This window comes from Solibaculum mannosilyticum, from assembly GCF_015140235.1.
In the GTDB taxonomy this organism is placed as follows: Bacteria; Bacillota; Clostridia; order Oscillospirales; family Acutalibacteraceae; genus Solibaculum; species Solibaculum mannosilyticum.
Map to the genome: position 1 here is coordinate 1,045,586 of NZ_AP023321.1, position 16,699 is coordinate 1,062,284.

Below are 16,699 nucleotides of genomic sequence, written 5' to 3' on the forward strand. Positions count from 1 at the left end.
GGGAATCAAATCAAATGTTGCAATTCTCAGTGGAATGGGCGTATAATAAGGCTATTCCAAGAAAAATAAATGGATTCTAGGAGGCGTTAGCGGTATGACGAATGTGACCATTACCCTTTCATCCATCAACGATGTCAAAAACTTTGTGAACATTGTAAATCGTTACTCCTTTGATGTAGAGCTGATTTGCGGGAAATACGTGGTAGATGCCAAATCCATCATGGGGATCTTTAGCTTGGATCTTTCACAGAAACTGTTGTTGCAGGCAGAATGCGGCAAGGACGATCCTTTTTGGGAGGATATCAAACCGTTTTTAGCTTAATCGGGGAATGGAAAACAAAAGATGAGCGGCAGCGTTCAGAACCTGGAGGCAGGGCTTTGATCGCCGCCGCTCTTTTTCTTTTTGGGTATAATCAGGATGGGTCGGCCATACTCATTACCATACGATTCTACGATTGCGGAGGTGTGAGAAATGAGAATGTCAGCCCGATGGATTGCCGTGCTGACGGCTTTGATGTTCGTGCTGTGCAGTATGTCCATGGTGGCAGGAGCCGATGGATCGTCCGAACCAGAGGTAAAGCAGACCGAGGCGGTTGCTTCAGAGCAGCCGGTGGAGATCCATGCAAAATCGGCGGTGCTGATGGAAGTGTCCACCGGCAAGGTGCTCTATGAGATGAACTCCCATGAAAAGCGTGCACCAGCGTCCATCACCAAGGTGATGACCGCTCTGCTCACAATGGAAGCCGTGGAGAGCGGACGCATCTCATTGGACGATATGGTGCTGGTCAGCGAACACGCACAATCTTTAGGAGGAACCACTATCTTCCTGGAAGCAGGGGAGCAGATGTCGGTCAACGATATGCTTAAGGGCATGATGGTCAACAGCGCCAACGATGCGGCCGTGGCATTGGGGGAATACATCGCCGGTTCGGAGGAGGCCTTTGTGGCCATGATGAACCAGAGGGCGCAGGAGCTGGGCATGACAGATACACATTTTGTCAATTGTCACGGCTTGGACGCTGAAGGTCACGAGACGACAGCTCATGATATCGGTATTATGTCTGTGGAATTGCTGCGTCATGAGAAGATCATGGATTACACCACCATCTGGACCGACAGCCTCCGAGACGGCGCCACAGGATTGGCAAACACCAATCGTCTCATTCGATTTTACGAGTACGCCACCGGTCTAAAAACCGGCACAACCAACAATGCAGGACGATGTGTATCGGCGTCGGCCAGGAAGGATGGGCTTCATTTGGTGGCGGTCGTGCTGGGCGGCGAACAGAAAAACGATCAATTTAACGGCGCGCGAAATCTGTTGGAGTGGGGATTTGCCAATTATGCCCTGGTAGAACCGCCTGTCCAGCAGGAGCTCCTCAAGCCGGTGAAGGTTCTTCATGGCGTAGAAGCCCAGGTGGAGCTGGAGAATGGCAGTGTGGAGAAGGTACTGCTGGAAAAAGGGAAGGAAAGTCAGATCCAGTGTGCGGTGGATTTGGCTGAAGATGTAGAGGCGCCGGTAGAAAAGGGGCAGGTTCTGGGTAAGATAGTCATAACGGCCGATGGAGAAACCATTGCAGAGATCCCGTTGAAGGCGGCCGAAGGGGTGGAGAAACTATCCTTTGGCAAGGCATTTGAACTGCTGATCCAAGAGATGCTTCGTCTATAGATTGGAAGATTGTCCATATGGGTTGTAGATAGTGTCTAAGAAGAAAGTGGAAAATGTAGTTAAACGCCTGAAATTGTGAATTAGTCGTTAAATCAGCACAAAAATCACTTTGGCGTCTTGCAATTTCACGGGTTATCATGTACAATAAATACAAGTCCTAAGGAGTTATCGAAGATTTCTGTGGTTATAGTAACAATTTTTATTGGAATCCCGGTAAATCCTGGGATGCAGGACTTGAAGGAGTCCATCGCAGCCGTTGGATGCAAAATATGGAGCGTCCAACCAAAGGTAAGGAGGTCATCAAATGGCGGTTCGTCTGGATGATAAGCATGTCCGTGATTTTATCCAGCCTCACGAACTGGAGGCAATCCAGTGTCAGGTGGAAGCAGCCCATCAGGTTCTGCACCAAGGCACTGGTTTGGGAAACGATTTTCTAGGGTGGTTGACCCTCCCGGATGATTATGACAAAGAGGAGTTTGCCCGTATCCAAAAGGCGGCGGAAAAGATCCGTTCCGACTCGGATGTTCTGATTGTCATCGGCATCGGCGGTTCCTATTTAGGGGCCAGAGCGGCCATTGAATTTCTGCACTCTCCGCTTTACAATAACTTGAAAAAGGATACGCCGGATATCTATTTTGCCGGCAATTCCATCAGTTCCAGCGCTCTTAACGATATCCTTTCGCTGTGTGAGGGGCGGGATGTTTCGGTAAACGTCATCTCCAAATCCGGCACTACGACAGAACCGGCTATTGCCTTCCGTGTGTTCAAAAAGTACTTGGAAGAGCGCTACGGCGTCGAAGGCGCAAAGGGACGTATTTACGCCACCACTGACAAAGAAAAAGGCACGCTCAAAAAGCTGGCTGATGAACAAGGATATGAAACCTTTGTCGTGCCGGACAACGTAGGCGGACGTTTTTCTGTGTTGACGGCGGTTGGACTTTTGCCCATCGCAGTTTCCGGCGCGGACATCGGCGCCATCATGCAGGGCGCTTCCGATGCGGCAAAGGCTTATGCCAATCCTTCTTTGGATCAAAACGACTGTTATCGTTATGCTGCTTTGCGCAATATTTTGTACCGCAAAGGCAAAGCCATCGAATTGCTGGTCAGTTATGAGCCCCAGTTTACGATGGTAGCTGAGTGGTGGAAGCAACTATACGGCGAAAGCGAGGGCAAGGACGGTAAGAGCTTGTTCCCCGCATCGGTGACCTTCTCCACCGACCTCCATTCCATGGGCCAGTTTATTCAGGATGGTACCCGCAACCTGTTTGAAACAGTGGTACTGTTTGACAAAGTCCGTTCGGAGCTAATTATTGAAGAGGATCCCAACGATGGGGACGGCCTTAATTTCTTGGCCGGCAAACCCATGTCATACGTCAATCGTAAGGCCTTTGAAGGCACTGTCCTGGCCCACACTGATGGCGGCGTTCCCAATTTGGTGTTATCTATTCCAGAAGCAAACGCTTATGAATACGGTTACATGACCTATTTCTTTGAAAAGGCTTGTGGAATCTCCGGCTATATGATGGGAGTCAATCCTTTCAATCAGCCAGGGGTAGAGGACTACAAACGCAACATGTTTGCCCTACTGGGGAAACCGGGTTACGAGGCTCAAAAGCAGGCATTGGAACAGCGGTTACAGTAAACAAAGGCGTGATGATTTTTTATTCATTTCGTTTAAAATGGCCGAAAAGGTCAAATTTACAATAACAGGAGGAATTTCCCATGATCAAACTGATTGTTGGTAAAAAGGGCTCCGGAAAAACAAAGGCATTGCTGGAACTGGTAAACAAAGCATTGGATCAGTCCAAAGGGCATGTTGTTTTTATCGAGAAAAGTGCAAAATTGCTTTATGATATCAGCCATAAAGCGCGACTGCTGGATGCTGATAGTTATGATATCCATGGATTTGATTCTTTTTATGGCTTCATCAGCGGCATGTGTGCCGGTGACTACGATATCACCGATATCTTCATCGATGGTACACTGAAGATCGGAGGCAATGACTTGGAGGCTTTTGCTCAGTTTAACAAGAAGGTAGCTGCTTTGGCTGAGAAACATGAAATTAACATTGTGTTCTCCGTGTCGGCGGATGCCGCAGATCTGAAGGACATTGACGCCAGCGAGATCATGAACCCGTAAGAGGTCCATCTTGAACTAAAAGAAACGAAAAGGGTAGTGTAGCAAAAAGTTACACTACCCTTTTTATTGGAGTTGGAGACGTCTTTATAGCATCATTTTTCGGTTTTAGGCTTTTTAAAGATCCACAGTTTGCTAAAGACATAATTGACGATAATGACAAAGACATTGGCGATGATCTTAGAGACCAGGTCATTCCAGTGGAACCAATAGAGCATAACATACATCATACCCATATCCATGACGCCCGAAGCCAGACGACAGGCGAAGAATGCCCCCATTTCCCGCAAAAGGAAGGGAAGACGCATTTCCTTGCTTTCGAATACATAGATTTTATTGGTGATATAAGCAAACAGAACTGATAAAAACCAAGCCACCGCATTGGAGATCATGGGATCCACATGGAGGGCATTTGCCAAAAGCGCATAGGAGACAAAGTTGACTAATGTGGTCAATCCTCCAAAGAAAACGTATAGAATTAGTTCTTTGTACTTGAAAAAGAGAGCTTTGAGGGAATCAAACAATGTAAATCACATCCCGAAATTTTTGTTTATAATTAGTTTATTTTACCTCTTTGTCCTCTGTTTTTCAAGAGATAAGGAAAAGATGACAAAGACAGAGTGATTTCATAGAAAAATTTACAGTATGTTCATTGCTATCTTCTGTTTTTTTCGATACAATAAACTCCATATAGAAGTGGAGTGATCGTCCGATTGTTTGGATATGTAAAGCCATTCAAGCCAAACTTAAGAATGAAAGAGTTTGATGCTTACAAAGGCGTGTATTGTGCTTTGTGCAAAACCCTTGGCCGGGAGTATGGGATTACTACCCGGTTTATCCTGAATTATGATTTTGCATTTTTGGCTTTGCTGTATCTCTCCATCTCCTCCACCTGCCCCAGCTTTGAGCGGCAGCGATGCCTTTTCAATCCGTTGAAAAAGTGCGTCTGCTGTAAGGATAGGCGGGAGGAGTTATCTTTTGCTGCCGCGTCTGCTGTGATCATGACTTATTACAAGATCAAGGATCACGTAGAGGATTCGGCATTTTTTTCGGGCTTGCCGGCCCGTTTAACGCTTCCCTGGGCCAACGGTAAACGGAAAAAAGCTGCCAAACGTTATCCTGAGCTGGACGAAAAGATGAGAGAATACATCGAGTCCCAACGGGCGCTGGAGGAGGCTGAAACCCCGTCTATCGACTGGGCGGCTGAGCCGACGGCTAAATTGCTCTCTTATCTGGGCAGCTGTCTGTGTGGAGATGAGAGGCAGAAGCGAGTGCTGGAACGACTTTGTTACTTTGTTGGCCGGTGGGTGTATCTCATCGACGCTGCCGACGATTTGGAAAAAGATCTAAAATCCGGCAACTACAATCCATTTTTACTCTCTTTAAAAGTGACGCAGTTCGATCAACTGCCTAAGGCGAGAACCTATGCGCAGGAGGTTGTGCAGCATACTTTGTCGGAGGCGGCAAACGCCTTTGACTTGCTGGAAGCAGGACGCTTTTCAGCCATTTTATCAAACGTGCTTTACGAAGGATTGCCCGCCGTTTTGCATGATACCCTTCAGAAAAAGGTGGAAAGTTAAATGAGCGACCCGTATAAGGTGCTGGGTGTTTCCCGCAGCGCCAGCGACGATCAAATCAAATCGGCCTATCGAGAATTGGCAAAGAAGTACCATCCTGACCGGTACAATGATAACCCTCTTTCCGATTTGGCAGCCGAGAAGATGCAGGAGATCAATCAGGCTTACGATCAAATCATGAAAGAGCGCCGTTCTGGAACACAGTACAGCGACTTTAATGCCAGGAAATCCTCTGGTTCTTCCCAATTTCAGGATATCCGCAACTTTATTGCATCAGGAAGACTTGAGGATGCAGAACAGCTGTTGGACGGCGTCCCTGCAGCGGGAAGAGATGCGGAATGGTATTTTCTCAAGGGCAATGTGTTATACCGTCGCGGATGGCTGGAGGAAGCATACAATCATTTTGCCAATGCTTGCCGGATGGATCCTGGAAATGCAGAATACCGGGCGGCCATGAATCAAATCCAGTACCAGCGTCAAGGCGGGGGATACCGTACGGCTCCAGGTGGGACTGGGGCGGGATGTTCTTCCTGCGATATGTGTTCCGGTCTTTTATGTGCCGATTGCTGCTGTGAGTGTTTTGGCGGCGACTTGATCCCCTGCTGCTGACGGAGGTGACAAACGTCCATGAGAAATAGTGCCAAGGTCACATTGGGCGGTATGATTGCAGGACTCTCGGTGGTATGCATGTTTCTTACCCGTGTGATTCCCACTATGACATATGCACTTCCGGCCATCGCAGGGGCGCTGCTCATCTTGCTTACCATTGAGGCCGGGACAAAATGGGCGCTGGGAGCTTTTGCTGTCACAGCAGTGCTCTCGTTTGTACTGGCGGTTGACCCGCAGGCATCCATTTTGTATGTAGCTTTTTTAGGATACTATCCGATTCTAAAGAGCTGGCTGGAGCGAATTCCCAAGCGATGGATAGAATGGGTGGTCAAATTCGCCCTGTTTAATGTGGCGGCTGTGGCTTCCTATTGGGTCACGATCTGGATCACCGGGGTACCGGATGATTTCCTGACCAGTTTTGGCGCATGGGGTCCGGTAATTCTCCTTGTTCTGGGAAATGTGACCTTCCTGATTTACGATTACGCCTTGACGAAAGTCATTACACTCTACATGTACCGCTTCCACAAAAGGGTGCGAAAATTATTTCACGCGTGAAGAATCCTGCACTTTTTAGTGCAGGATCTTTTTTGTATCATGCCGGGCTTTTCGCTTGTGAAGTTTGTTGAAAAATGGTATGATATAAGTATATATGTCAAGGTTTTGAAGGAGGTTTGATCCTTGCCCAACAGTCAATCTGAAATGGAACTGCAGAGCCAGCAGGATTTTGTAGATCAAGTGCGGGAGATCATGGCAGTGCGTGCAGCGCATCAGCCGCCGCTGGCCCACGTTTGGACCTATGGATGCCAGCAAAATGTGGCCGATAGCCAGAAGATCAAAGGCATGTTGCAGGAGATGGGTTTTGATTTTACCGATTCGCCCGACGAGGCGGATTTTATTCTATTTAATACCTGCGCCGTCCGGGAGCACGCGGAAGACAGAGTATTTGGCAATGTAGGAGCTCTCAAGCATGTTAAGACACGCCGTCCCTCGGTCATCATCGCCCTGTGCGGCTGTATGATGCAGCAGCCTCAGGTAGCCGACCGTATCCGCAAGAGTTTTCCTTATGTCAGCATGGTATTCGGCACCCATGTAATCCACCGGTTCCCGGAGCTTTTGTTTGAAGCATTGACCGGAGGAAAACGTGTGTTTGAACTGCCTGACCGTCAAGGTGAAATTGTGGAAGGTCTGCCGGTGATGCGGGAGAGCGATTTTAAAGCGTGGCTTCCCATTATGTACGGCTGCGATAATTTTTGTTCTTACTGCATTGTCCCATACGTTCGAGGCCGGGAACGCAGCCGGTCCTCCGATGCGGTGGTGAACGAAGCAAAGGAACTTGTCAAAGCCGGGTACAAAGATATTACCCTTTTGGGTCAGAATGTCAATTCCTATGGGAAGGGCCTTCCAGAGCAGGTCAATTTTGCAGATCTCCTGGAGCGCATCAACCAAATTCCAGGGGATTTCCGCATCCGGTTTATGACCTCCCACCCCAAGGATGCTACACATGAGCTCATCGATACCATGAGCCGCTGTGATAAAGTGGCCCGTCATTTGCATCTGCCGTTCCAATCGGGCAACGATCAGATCCTCAAGGCCATGAATCGGCACTACACCAGGCAGCAGTATCTGGACTTGGTATCCTATGTGAAGGAGAAAATACCGGATATCTGCCTCACCAGCGATATTATTGTGGGATTCCCGGGCGAGACCTACGAGCAATTTCTGGATACGCTGGATCTTGTCCGCCAGGTGGAATTCAGTTCTCTTTACACCTTTATTTATTCCCCCAGGGGAGGTACGCCGGCGGCAAAATTACCCGATCCTGTCCCTCATGAGGAGAAAGCAGGATGGCTCAATGAACTGCTTAAAGTTCAGGAGGGCATTGCCGCAAAGCGTTCGGCCGGTATGGTGGGCAGTACGGTCAGGGTTCTCTGCGAGGAGATGGGGAAAAACGGCGAGATGTGCGGCCGCACCAGTGGGAATATTATCGTAGGATTTCCCGGGAAAAGTGAGATGATCGGCCGATTTGCCCAGGTCCATATCACGTCCTCTCTCAACTGGATTCTAAAGGGAGAGCTTGTGGAGCTGGAAGATTAACTATTTAGCAATGATAGTCTTTTCAATTATTACTGGAGGTTTGGATTATGGATATCATCGAAATCACAAGAGAATTAGGACGTGCCATCCAGCAGGATGAGTGCTATAGTCGTTATCTGCTCGCCAAGGATGCAAACGACAAGGACGAAGAATTACAGAACTTAATTGGGGAATTCAATTTAAAGCGCATCGCCATCAATTCGGAAAACAGCAAGGCGGATAAGGATCAAGCGCGTCTGGGGCATCTCAATGAGGAGCTGACGCAGGTGTATGAGAGAATCATGGCGAATCCTCACATGCAGGAGTACAACGCCGCCAAAGTAGCCCTGGATTCCCTTTTGCAGCGCGTCAACACCATCATTATGATGTGCGCCAACGGCGCCGATCCCGACACCGCCGATGCGTCGGCTTGTTCGGGGAGCTGCGACGGTTGCTCCAGTTGCAGCTGAGAAGACGAAACATTAAGACACCAATCGTTTTTTTGACAGTAAGGGAGGGGACTTTTCTTTGAATACCAATATGTCGCCCATGATGCGTCAGTATTTGGAGATTAAGAAGCAAAATCCCAATACCATCCTCTTTTTCCGGCTGGGGGATTTTTATGAGATGTTCTTTGAGGATGCCAAGCTTGCGTCCAAAGAACTAGAACTAACATTGACCGGACGGGACTGTGGTCAGGAAGAGCGGGCGCCCATGTGCGGCGTTCCGTACCACAGCTGTGAAGCGTATATCGCCCGTCTGGTTGCCAAGGGATACCGAGTAGCCATCTGCGAACAGATGGAGGATCCCGCCACTGCAAAGGGCCTTGTCAAGCGGGACGTTGTGCGGGTTATCACCCCTGGTACTGTGACGGAGAATTCCATGCTGGATGAATCCAACAACAATTTTCTCTGCACATTGTCTATGTCCGACCAGGTTGCGGGCCTGTGTTTTGCCGATATCTCCACAGGAGAGATGCACGTCACAGAGCTGGCGGGAGAAGATCTTATCCTGCGCATTCAGAATGAGCTGGGGCGGTTTGTGCCCAAAGAGATCCTGCTAGATCACAAGGCGTCGGAGGAGCGGGAGATCATCGACTTTATCACCAATAAACTCAACTGCGTGTTTGCCCCTGTTCCGGCGGATATGTTTGATCGCCAAGCCTGTGTGCAGCTGATTGAGAAACACTTCCACAAGAGTATGGATCAGATGGATCTCAAAGGAGACAGCGACCAAACCGTGGGAGCATTGGGTGTGACGCTGCAATATTTGTACGACACACAGAAATCCGGTTTAGAGCGCATTACCGATGTAGATTATTACAGCGAGGCTCAGTTTATGCGTCTGGACCTCAACACAAGGCGCAATTTGGAATTGGTGGAAACCATGCGGGCAAAAGAGAAAAAAGGATCTCTTCTGTGGGTGCTGGATCACACCAAGACCGCTATGGGGAAACGACTGATCCGATCCTGGATCGAGCAGCCGCTGGTTAATGGGGCGTCGGTATGCCGCCGGCTCAACGCGGTGGAAGAACTGGTGGCCAATACACCTCTGCGGGAGGAGCTCAGCGAGATGCTGGAAGGCATCTTTGATATGGAACGTCTGATGACCCGCATTGTGTACGGTACGGCAAATGCCCGGGATTTAAGGGCTATGTCTAAGACATTCCAATGCCTGCCCGGTCTGAAGAAGAGTTTATCGGCGGGGTATTCCGCTATGCTCACCGAGATCCGGGAAAGCATCGATGGCATGGAGGACATGTACGATCTAATTGAACGGGCCATTGAGGATGATCCTCCAGTGGCTCTTCGAGACGGCGGGATTATCCGAAAGGGATACAGCGACGAGCTGGATGAACTGCGCAGTATCCACACTTCCGGCCGGGACATCATTGCAAAAATCGAATCAGAAGAGAAGGAAAAAACCGGGATCAAAAACCTCAAAGTTGGGTTTAATAAGGTATTTGGATACTATTTGGAAGTCACGAAATCCAACTTAAGCCAGGTACCGCCTTATTATGTCCGCAAGCAGACGCTTGTCAACAGCGAGCGTTATATTACACAGGAATTAAAGGATCTGGAAGGGCGCATTTTAGGCGCTCAAGAGCGTTCCACTGCGTTGGAGTACCAGCTTTATGAATCGGTGCGCAAAGAGGTGGCAGGACAGTTGGCCCGCGTGGAAAAAACAGCGTCGGCCATCGCAAAACTGGACGTACTTTGTTCTTTTGCTCAAGCGGCCTTCCGCAATCATTACTGCCGTCCCGACATCACCATGGACGGTAAAATCAACATCAAAGAGGGACGCCATCCCGTGGTGGAGGCCATGCTCAAAGATGTTCCTTTTGTTCCAAACGATACGTTCTTGGACGGAGACGAAAATCGAGTCGCCATCATCACCGGGCCCAACATGGCGGGGAAATCCACCTATATGCGTCAAACCGCCCTAATTGTCCTGATGGCTCAAATCGGCAGTTTTGTGCCGGCTACTACGGCATCTGTGGGCATTGTAGACAGCATCTTTACCCGAGTGGGCGCGTCGGACGATTTAACCTCCGGCCAATCCACTTTTATGGTGGAGATGAACGAGGTGGCGCATATTTTGAAATACGCCACCCGCGATAGCCTTTTAATTCTGGATGAGATCGGGCGCGGGACTTCCACTTACGACGGCATGTCCATCGCTCGAGCCGTGCTGGAATATGTAGCGGATACGAAGAAATTGGGCGCCAAGACCCTGTTTGCCACCCATTACCACGAGCTCACAGAAATGGAACAGCAGTATCCCGGCGTTCGCAATTACAATATTGCGGTAAAAAAGCGGGGGGACGATATTACCTTCCTGCGGCGCATCGTCCCAGGCGGTGCGGACGACAGTTACGGGATTGAAGTAGCGAAGTTATCCGGCATTCCAGACGATGTCATTGTCCGGGCAAAGCAGATTCTCAAACAGTTGGAGGAGACAGGGCATACCACTGGGAAAAAGACGTCCCGCAAGGCAAAGGCGGGGAGAGACGAAGATACCCAGCAGATTTCATTGGTACCGTCGGCAGGGGACGCCATTGCGACAAAACTGAAGTCCATTGACGTCAACACCTTAACGCCCATCGAGGCCCTCAATGTTTTATATGAGTTAAACAAGATGGCGAACAGCTAATCCTGATGTTCACGACATAGGAAAGGAGGCAGCAATGGCCAAGATACAGGTTTTGGACAAGCAAATCGCCGAACTCATCGCCGCAGGAGAAGTGGTGGAACGGCCTTCTTCGGTAGTCAAGGAGCTGGTGGAAAACTCCATTGACGCCGGGGCATCTGCCATCACAGTGGAGATTCAAAACGGCGGCGTCACATACATCCGCGTAACCGACAATGGATCAGGTATTCAGCGGGACGACATTCCCACCGCATTTTTGCGTCATGCCACCAGTAAGGTTCATACCCAAGAGGATTTGGATCATATCGGGACTTTGGGATTTCGCGGGGAGGCATTGGCTTCCATTGCAGCGGTGTCCAAGGTGGAACTCCTGACCTGTGCCAAAGGGGAGATGATTGGATCCCACTACCGCATCGAAGGCGGGGAAGAAGTGGACATGGAGGATGCCGGCTGCCCGGAAGGAACTACGTTCATCATTCGGGATCTGTTTTACAATACGCCGGCCCGTATTAAATTCTTAAAAAAGGACGTCACCGAAGCCAATGCAGTTGCAGGAGTTCTGGACCGCATCGCACTGTCTCATCCGGAAGTCTCCATTAAGTTTATCCGATCGGGCAAAGAGGTACTCTTGACCCCGGGGGATGGAGATCTGTTGTCGGATGTTTATGCTGTGTTCGGCCGGGACTTTGCCAAAAATCTTCTGCCTGTGGATTATACGCTACATGGGATCCGTGTTCATGGCTACATCAGCAAACCGACGGCAGCCCGTCCAAACCGAAGCATGCAGTATTTCTTTATCAACAGCCGTGTGGTTCGTTCTAGAACCGCCATGGCGGCTTTGGAGGAATCCTGTAAAGGATCGGTGATGGTGGGACGTTTCCCAGCCAGTGTCCTGCATCTGGAAGTGGCGCTGGAGGGGGTGGACGTCAATGTCCATCCGGCAAAAATAGAGGTGCGGTTTGTCAACGAGCGGCCCGTATTTGATGCGGTATATCACGCTTGCAAAAACGCCCTTCAAAAGGAAGATGACCGCAAAGAGATGGAGTTGCAATCCGCTGCAAAACCGCCTATTCGGATTTTGCCTGTGACTCCTCCCGCCAAGCTGGAGCAGACAAAGCTCACGGATCAGATGGGGGGAAAATCCTATTCTCGCCGGGAAGATGACGCTGTACCATCTTTTCAGATGCAGCCGATGGAGAAAGGTAAGCCCTCTTTAACCGGTTCAGAAGATCCCCTTTTTGTTTCCGGCAAGAAGTTACAGGAGAAGCCCCCGGTGTATCAGAGTATATCCTATATCCCATCCAAAGAAGAATCTTGTTCCTCTGATGTGGATCAAAATATTGAGACTTCTCAGAATGATATAGAACCTGTTGTGACCCAGGAAGCGGAAGAGATAGAGGAGCCGGCTATTCGAGTGATTGGGGAGGCGTTTTCCACCTATATTATCCTAGAGGTTGGGAAAGAACTCTTCCTTATTGACAAACATGCTGCTCATGAACGGTTGCTCTATGAGCAGATCAAGAAGGATGCGACTATCAACCATCAGATGTTGTTGGTTCCGGTGCCGGTGACGCTGGAAAAATCCCTTTACGATGCAGTGCTGGATCATTTGTCTTTGCTATCTCAAGCGGGATTTGAAACTGAGGATTTTGGCGACGGTTGTATTCTGGTCCGGTCTGCTCCGCTTGAACTGGATGGGGCGGACGTAGAATTGCTGGTAACTGAATTGGCAGGACGGCTTGTCACCTGTCGACGAGATTTAATTCCCGAACAGTTGGAATGGATTTATCATTCCGTAGCATGCCGGGCAGCCGTGAAAGCAGGGGATAAGAATTCACCAAAAGAACTTTATGAATTGGCTGTCCGGGCGTTTGAAGAAGATGTCCGATACTGTCCCCACGGACGTCCGATAGCAATTCGTCTGACGCAAAAAGAATTGGAAAAACAATTTGGACGGATCCAGTGAGAAAAAATATAAAACAGTGGCTAAGGATTTTATCTTCTAAGTCGAGTGCTTTAAAATAAAAAAGAGCTATGGAATTCACAAGAATAATCCATAGCTCTTTTAAATTTTCACAGGAAGAGATCATTCAGCAAAAGCTGATTCAATGGCCTTGCTGAGGGTTTCGGCTTCGGGCTTTGTGATCAAAAGGGAGATATCCACCTCTGAAGTAGTGACCAAACGGATGTCTACATTGCTTGAGGCCGCGGCTGAAAACACTTTGGAAGCAACGCCAGGTTGTGTACGCATCTGCTCGCTGTATACCGATACTTTCACGTTGCCGCTGCTGATGCTGGGACGCAGGGAAGGATGGCTGACGCGCAAAGAAGAAACCACATCCAACGCTTTGCGCATGTCGTCATCCGAGACAGTAAAGGATAAACTGGTCCGATCGCCGATAGGGGCCGATTGCGCGATCATATCCACGCTGATTTTTGCTTCTGCAATACAGTCAAAGATGGACGAAATAAAATGAATATCGGCCGGACTATCGCTCAATGTGATGAGGGTAACATCCTCTGTAATCGAAACGGTCTGTGAGATTTTCATTGCGCTAATAACCTCCTAACTCTTTGTTATAACTTATTTTGTATCCTGTCAAAACCGAGAGATGCTAATTTTTAGAAGCCACCAAATCGCCCATGTTATAAAGTCCAGGCTGTTTGCCGATGAGGAAGAGAGCGGCATTGACAGAACCAGTGGCAAAAATCTCTTTGGAATGGGCCGAATGGGAGAGGGTAACCACTTCATCACGCCCGGCAAAGATCACTTCATGTTCCCCGACGATGGTACCGCCGCGGATAGAGTGAATACCGATCTCATCTTTATCTCTCTTTTTGCGTTGGGAGTGGCGGTCGTATACGTAACGGGGCTGTTCAGGCAGTGCGCTGGAGATGCAGTCGGCCAGCATGAGAGCCGTACCGCTAGGGGCATCGATCTTCTGATTGTGATGTTGCTCTACAATCTCAATATCAAAGGATCCGCCTAATACAGCCGTCGCCTTTTTAGCGAGTTCCATGAGCAGATTGATGCCCAAAGACATGTTACCCGAATAAAAAACCGGTATCTTCTTAGAAGCCTCTTTGACTTCTTCCACCTGTTCAGGAGAGAGACCGGTGGTGGCCACCACAATAGGGAGTCCACGTTTCTTGGCAAATGCCAGAAGACCGGATAGGGCAGAGGGATGGGAGAAATCGATGATCACATCGGCATCATCCGTGTAGCCTTCCGGATCCGAAAACACAGGATAATCGGCCAACATAGTGGTGTTAATATCAAATCCAGCGGCAATGCGGCAATCCGACCTCTGCTCCACGCAAGATGTAATGACCTGCCCCATTTTACCGTTGCAGCCGTTTAAAAGGATATTTTTCAATGGATTCACATCCTATCATTTCGTTAAAAGGATGGTCAGATCAGACCGTATTTTTTCAGTACATCCTTGAGTTTCTGAAGCGCGCCCTTCTCCATGGGGGAGAGAGGAAGCCGGCAGTTACCCACTTCCATTCCCATAAGATTCATGGCTTCTTTGACCGGGATGGGATTGACGTCGCTGAACAGGGCGTTGATCATATCAAGATATTTCATCTGGAGCTGACCGCCCTTTTTGCAGTCGCCCTCTAAACAGGCCGCAGCGATGGCGTGAGTTTCCTTGGGCATGACGTTGGACATAACCGAGATAATACCTTTGCCGCCCAGCATCATAATGGGTGCAATAAATTCATCGCTGCCGGAGTAAATGTCCAGATTATCGCCGCACAGGTTGATGGTCTCCATGACTGAAACCAGATTTCCGTTTGCCTCCTTGGTGGCGACGACGTTGGGATGTTTGGAAAGCTCAAAGTAAGTTTCCGGCTTGATGTTGACTCCCGTACGGCTAGGGACGTTATACAAAATAATCGGGATATCCACCCGATCGGCTATGTAGCTGTAATGGGTGATAAGGCCGGACTGGGAAGCTTTGTTGTAATAGGGAGTTACCATCAGAGCGGCGTCTGCACCGGCTTCTTTGGCCTCTTTGGTGAGAGCCAACGCATAATCGGTGTGATTGCTGCCGGTGCCCACAATGACGGGAACGCGGCCCGCCACATGCTTGGTGGCAAACTGGAGGCACTGACAATGCTCTTCATGGGTCAGAGTGGCCGATTCACCGGTGGTACCGCACACCACAATGGCATCGGTATCATTTTCGATCTGGAAGTCGATGAGCTGGCCGAACTTCTCAAAGTTTACGCTGCCGTCGGCATTCATAGGAGTGACGATAGCAACAGCGGAACCGGTAAAAATAGTTTTTTTCATAGGATAGAAAACTCCTTCCATCGATTAAAAGGCGAAAAAACCGGATTAGTCAAAATACCCTTTTGCACACAGCAGTTCGGCCATCAGGACAGCGCCGCCTGCTGCACCGCGCAAGGTGTTATGAGAGAGGCATACGAACTTGATATCGTATTGGGTGTCGCGGCGAAGACGTCCAATAGAGACCGCCATACCGTTTTCCAGATTGCGGTCCAAGCGGGTCTGGGGACGATTCTCCTCTGTGAAATAATGCAGGAACTGTTTGGGAGCCGACGGAAGCTCCAGCTCCTGAGGGACGCCTTTGTAAGAGTTCCAACGGGAGATAATGTCGTCCAGATCCACAGGCTTTTCAAAAGAAGCGAATACCGCCGCCATATGGCCGTCCTGCACCGGGACGCGCAAGCACTGTGCCGTAATGCTGGGGGAGGAGGTGGGAACGATGACGTCGCCCTGGATGCTTCCCCAGATTTTCAGGGGTTCCTGCTCAGACTTCTCTTCCTCGCCGCCGATGAAGGGGATGACGTTATCGATGATATCAGGATAATTTTTAAGCGTCTTGCCGGCGCCGGAAATGGCCTGATACGTGCAGGTCAGAACTTTGGTGACGCCCAGATCCATCAGAGGATGGATGGCAGGCACATAGCTCTGTAGGGAACAGTTGGATTTGACGGCGATAAAACCGCGTTTGGTGCCCAGACGTTTGCGCTGTGCCTGGATGATATCAGTGTGATCGGGATTGATCTCCGGCACGATCATGGGGACGTCGGGGGTAAAGCGGTTTGCGCTGTTGTTGGAGATGACGGGGCATTCAGCTTTGGCGTATTTTTCCTCCAGAGCGCGGATTTCGTCTTTGGGCATGTTAACGGCGCAAAAGACAAAATCCACCTGGCTTACGATCTGATCCATATCCTTCTCAGCGTCCAGCACGGTGAGATCGGCCAATTTTTCAGGGATAGAGGCATCCATGACCCAACGGTCTCCGATGGCCTCCCGATAGGGTTTGCCGGCCGAACGGCCGCTGGCCGCCAAAACTTTGACATCAAACCACGGATGGTTGCACAGAAGCGTCATAAAACGCTGGCCGACCATACCAGTGGCACCAATGATTCCCACTTTATACTGCTTACCATTCATCCTCAAATACCTCCTGAATTTGATGAGCCGAAAAAACAAAGAAAAAACCGGTTG

General features: G+C 49.5%; 16 protein-coding genes. 11 read left to right on the forward strand and 5 right to left on the reverse strand.

Annotated elements, in window-relative coordinates:
* Positions 1 to 94: 94 nt before the first annotated feature.
* The 4 genes from C12CBH8_RS04880 to C12CBH8_RS04895 all read left to right on the forward strand — a co-directional run bounded on the left by C12CBH8_RS04880 (position 95) and on the right by C12CBH8_RS04895 (position 3,808).
* Positions 95 to 322, forward strand: coding sequence for an HPr family phosphocarrier protein (locus C12CBH8_RS04880; protein ID WP_090263495.1), 228 nt, complete (start codon positions 95 to 97; stop codon positions 320 to 322).
* 150 nt (positions 323 to 472) lie between these two features.
* Positions 473 to 1,669 (forward strand): D-alanyl-D-alanine carboxypeptidase family protein, encoded by a 1,197-nt coding sequence (locus C12CBH8_RS04885; protein ID WP_246441746.1) that lies wholly within the window; start codon positions 473 to 475, stop codon positions 1,667 to 1,669.
* 304 nt (positions 1,670 to 1,973) lie between these two features.
* Positions 1,974 to 3,311 (forward strand): glucose-6-phosphate isomerase, encoded by a 1,338-nt coding sequence (locus C12CBH8_RS04890; protein WP_090263494.1) that lies wholly within the window; start codon positions 1,974 to 1,976, stop codon positions 3,309 to 3,311.
* A gap of 80 nt (positions 3,312 to 3,391) precedes the next feature.
* A complete protein-coding gene (locus C12CBH8_RS04895) occupies positions 3,392 to 3,808 on the forward strand; it encodes a hypothetical protein (RefSeq protein WP_090263493.1) in 417 nt (138 codons plus the stop codon).
* Between the two features lie 92 nt (positions 3,809 to 3,900).
* On the opposite strand, the gene C12CBH8_RS04900 is transcribed toward C12CBH8_RS04895, so the two are convergent.
* Positions 3,901 to 4,329 (reverse strand): GtrA family protein, encoded by a 429-nt coding sequence (locus C12CBH8_RS04900; RefSeq protein WP_090263491.1) that lies wholly within the window; start codon positions 4,327 to 4,329, stop codon positions 3,901 to 3,903.
* Between the two features lie 177 nt (positions 4,330 to 4,506).
* On the opposite strand from C12CBH8_RS04900, the gene C12CBH8_RS04905 reads away from it, so the two are divergent.
* The 7 genes from C12CBH8_RS04905 (at position 4,507) to mutL (ending at position 13,180) form a co-directional block, all read left to right on the forward strand.
* A complete protein-coding gene (locus tag C12CBH8_RS04905; RefSeq protein WP_281389222.1) occupies positions 4,507 to 5,385 on the forward strand; it encodes a DUF5685 family protein in 879 nt (292 codons plus the stop codon).
* Positions 5,386 to 5,991: a J domain-containing protein gene (locus C12CBH8_RS04910; protein ID WP_090263488.1), complete on the forward strand. Its 606-nt coding sequence runs from the start codon at positions 5,386 to 5,388 to the stop codon at positions 5,989 to 5,991. It begins immediately after the preceding gene.
* A gap of 18 nt (positions 5,992 to 6,009) precedes the next feature.
* A complete protein-coding gene (locus C12CBH8_RS04915; RefSeq protein WP_215533669.1) occupies positions 6,010 to 6,546 on the forward strand; it encodes a hypothetical protein in 537 nt (178 codons plus the stop codon).
* A 123-nt stretch (positions 6,547 to 6,669) separates the two neighbouring features.
* Complete coding sequence (gene miaB / locus C12CBH8_RS04920) at positions 6,670 to 8,085, forward strand: tRNA (N6-isopentenyl adenosine(37)-C2)-methylthiotransferase MiaB (protein WP_246441751.1); 1,416 nt, start codon at positions 6,670 to 6,672, stop codon at positions 8,083 to 8,085.
* 47 nt (positions 8,086 to 8,132) lie between these two features.
* Positions 8,133 to 8,534, forward strand: a complete 402-nt coding sequence (locus tag C12CBH8_RS04925; protein ID WP_090263484.1) for a YlbF/YmcA family competence regulator — start codon at positions 8,133 to 8,135, stop codon at positions 8,532 to 8,534.
* A gap of 79 nt (positions 8,535 to 8,613) precedes the next feature.
* Complete coding sequence (gene mutS / locus C12CBH8_RS04930; RefSeq protein WP_099322487.1) at positions 8,614 to 11,217, forward strand: DNA mismatch repair protein MutS; 2,604 nt, start codon at positions 8,614 to 8,616, stop codon at positions 11,215 to 11,217.
* Between the two features lie 34 nt (positions 11,218 to 11,251).
* Positions 11,252 to 13,180: a DNA mismatch repair endonuclease MutL gene (mutL, locus tag C12CBH8_RS04935; protein ID WP_215533670.1), complete on the forward strand. Its 1,929-nt coding sequence runs from the start codon at positions 11,252 to 11,254 to the stop codon at positions 13,178 to 13,180.
* A 120-nt stretch (positions 13,181 to 13,300) separates the two neighbouring features.
* On the opposite strand, the gene C12CBH8_RS04940 is transcribed toward mutL, so the two are convergent.
* From C12CBH8_RS04940 to asd, 4 genes are all read right to left on the reverse strand, one after another.
* Entirely contained in the window at positions 13,301 to 13,765 is a 465-nt protein-coding gene (locus C12CBH8_RS04940; RefSeq protein ID WP_090263481.1) for an ACT domain-containing protein, read from the reverse strand.
* A gap of 64 nt (positions 13,766 to 13,829) precedes the next feature.
* Positions 13,830 to 14,591: a 4-hydroxy-tetrahydrodipicolinate reductase gene (gene dapB, locus C12CBH8_RS04945; RefSeq protein ID WP_215533671.1), complete on the reverse strand. Its 762-nt coding sequence runs from the start codon at positions 14,589 to 14,591 to the stop codon at positions 13,830 to 13,832.
* A gap of 35 nt (positions 14,592 to 14,626) precedes the next feature.
* Complete coding sequence (dapA, locus tag C12CBH8_RS04950) at positions 14,627 to 15,514, reverse strand: 4-hydroxy-tetrahydrodipicolinate synthase (protein WP_090263477.1); 888 nt, start codon at positions 15,512 to 15,514, stop codon at positions 14,627 to 14,629.
* A gap of 45 nt (positions 15,515 to 15,559) precedes the next feature.
* Positions 15,560 to 16,645: an aspartate-semialdehyde dehydrogenase gene (gene asd / locus C12CBH8_RS04955; RefSeq protein WP_215533672.1), complete on the reverse strand. Its 1,086-nt coding sequence runs from the start codon at positions 16,643 to 16,645 to the stop codon at positions 15,560 to 15,562.
* Positions 16,646 to 16,699 lie beyond the last annotated feature (54 nt).

What these genes read in the sequence shown, in the direction of transcription:
- asd (WP_215533672.1), bottom strand. Translation starts at nt 16,645, where the DNA reads ATGAATGGTAAGCAGTATAAAGTGGGAATCATTGGTGCCACTGGTATG.
- C12CBH8_RS04895 (WP_090263493.1), top strand. Translation starts at nt 3,392, where the DNA reads ATGATCAAACTGATTGTTGGTAAAAAGGGCTCCGGAAAAACAAAGGCA.
- C12CBH8_RS04890 (WP_090263494.1), top strand. Translation starts at nt 1,974, where the DNA reads ATGGCGGTTCGTCTGGATGATAAGCATGTCCGTGATTTTATCCAGCCT.
- C12CBH8_RS04915 (WP_215533669.1), top strand. Translation starts at nt 6,010, where the DNA reads ATGAGAAATAGTGCCAAGGTCACATTGGGCGGTATGATTGCAGGACTC.
- dapA (WP_090263477.1), bottom strand. Translation starts at nt 15,514, where the DNA reads ATGAAAAAAACTATTTTTACCGGTTCCGCTGTTGCTATCGTCACTCCT.
- C12CBH8_RS04940 (WP_090263481.1), bottom strand. Translation starts at nt 13,765, where the DNA reads ATGAAAATCTCACAGACCGTTTCGATTACAGAGGATGTTACCCTCATC.
- C12CBH8_RS04885 (WP_246441746.1), top strand. Translation starts at nt 473, where the DNA reads ATGAGAATGTCAGCCCGATGGATTGCCGTGCTGACGGCTTTGATGTTC.
- C12CBH8_RS04880 (WP_090263495.1), top strand. Translation starts at nt 95, where the DNA reads ATGACGAATGTGACCATTACCCTTTCATCCATCAACGATGTCAAAAAC.
- mutS (WP_099322487.1), top strand. Translation starts at nt 8,614, where the DNA reads ATGATGCGTCAGTATTTGGAGATTAAGAAGCAAAATCCCAATACCATC.
- C12CBH8_RS04925 (WP_090263484.1), top strand. Translation starts at nt 8,133, where the DNA reads ATGGATATCATCGAAATCACAAGAGAATTAGGACGTGCCATCCAGCAG.
- C12CBH8_RS04910 (WP_090263488.1), top strand. Translation starts at nt 5,386, where the DNA reads ATGAGCGACCCGTATAAGGTGCTGGGTGTTTCCCGCAGCGCCAGCGAC.
- mutL (WP_215533670.1), top strand. Translation starts at nt 11,252, where the DNA reads ATGGCCAAGATACAGGTTTTGGACAAGCAAATCGCCGAACTCATCGCC.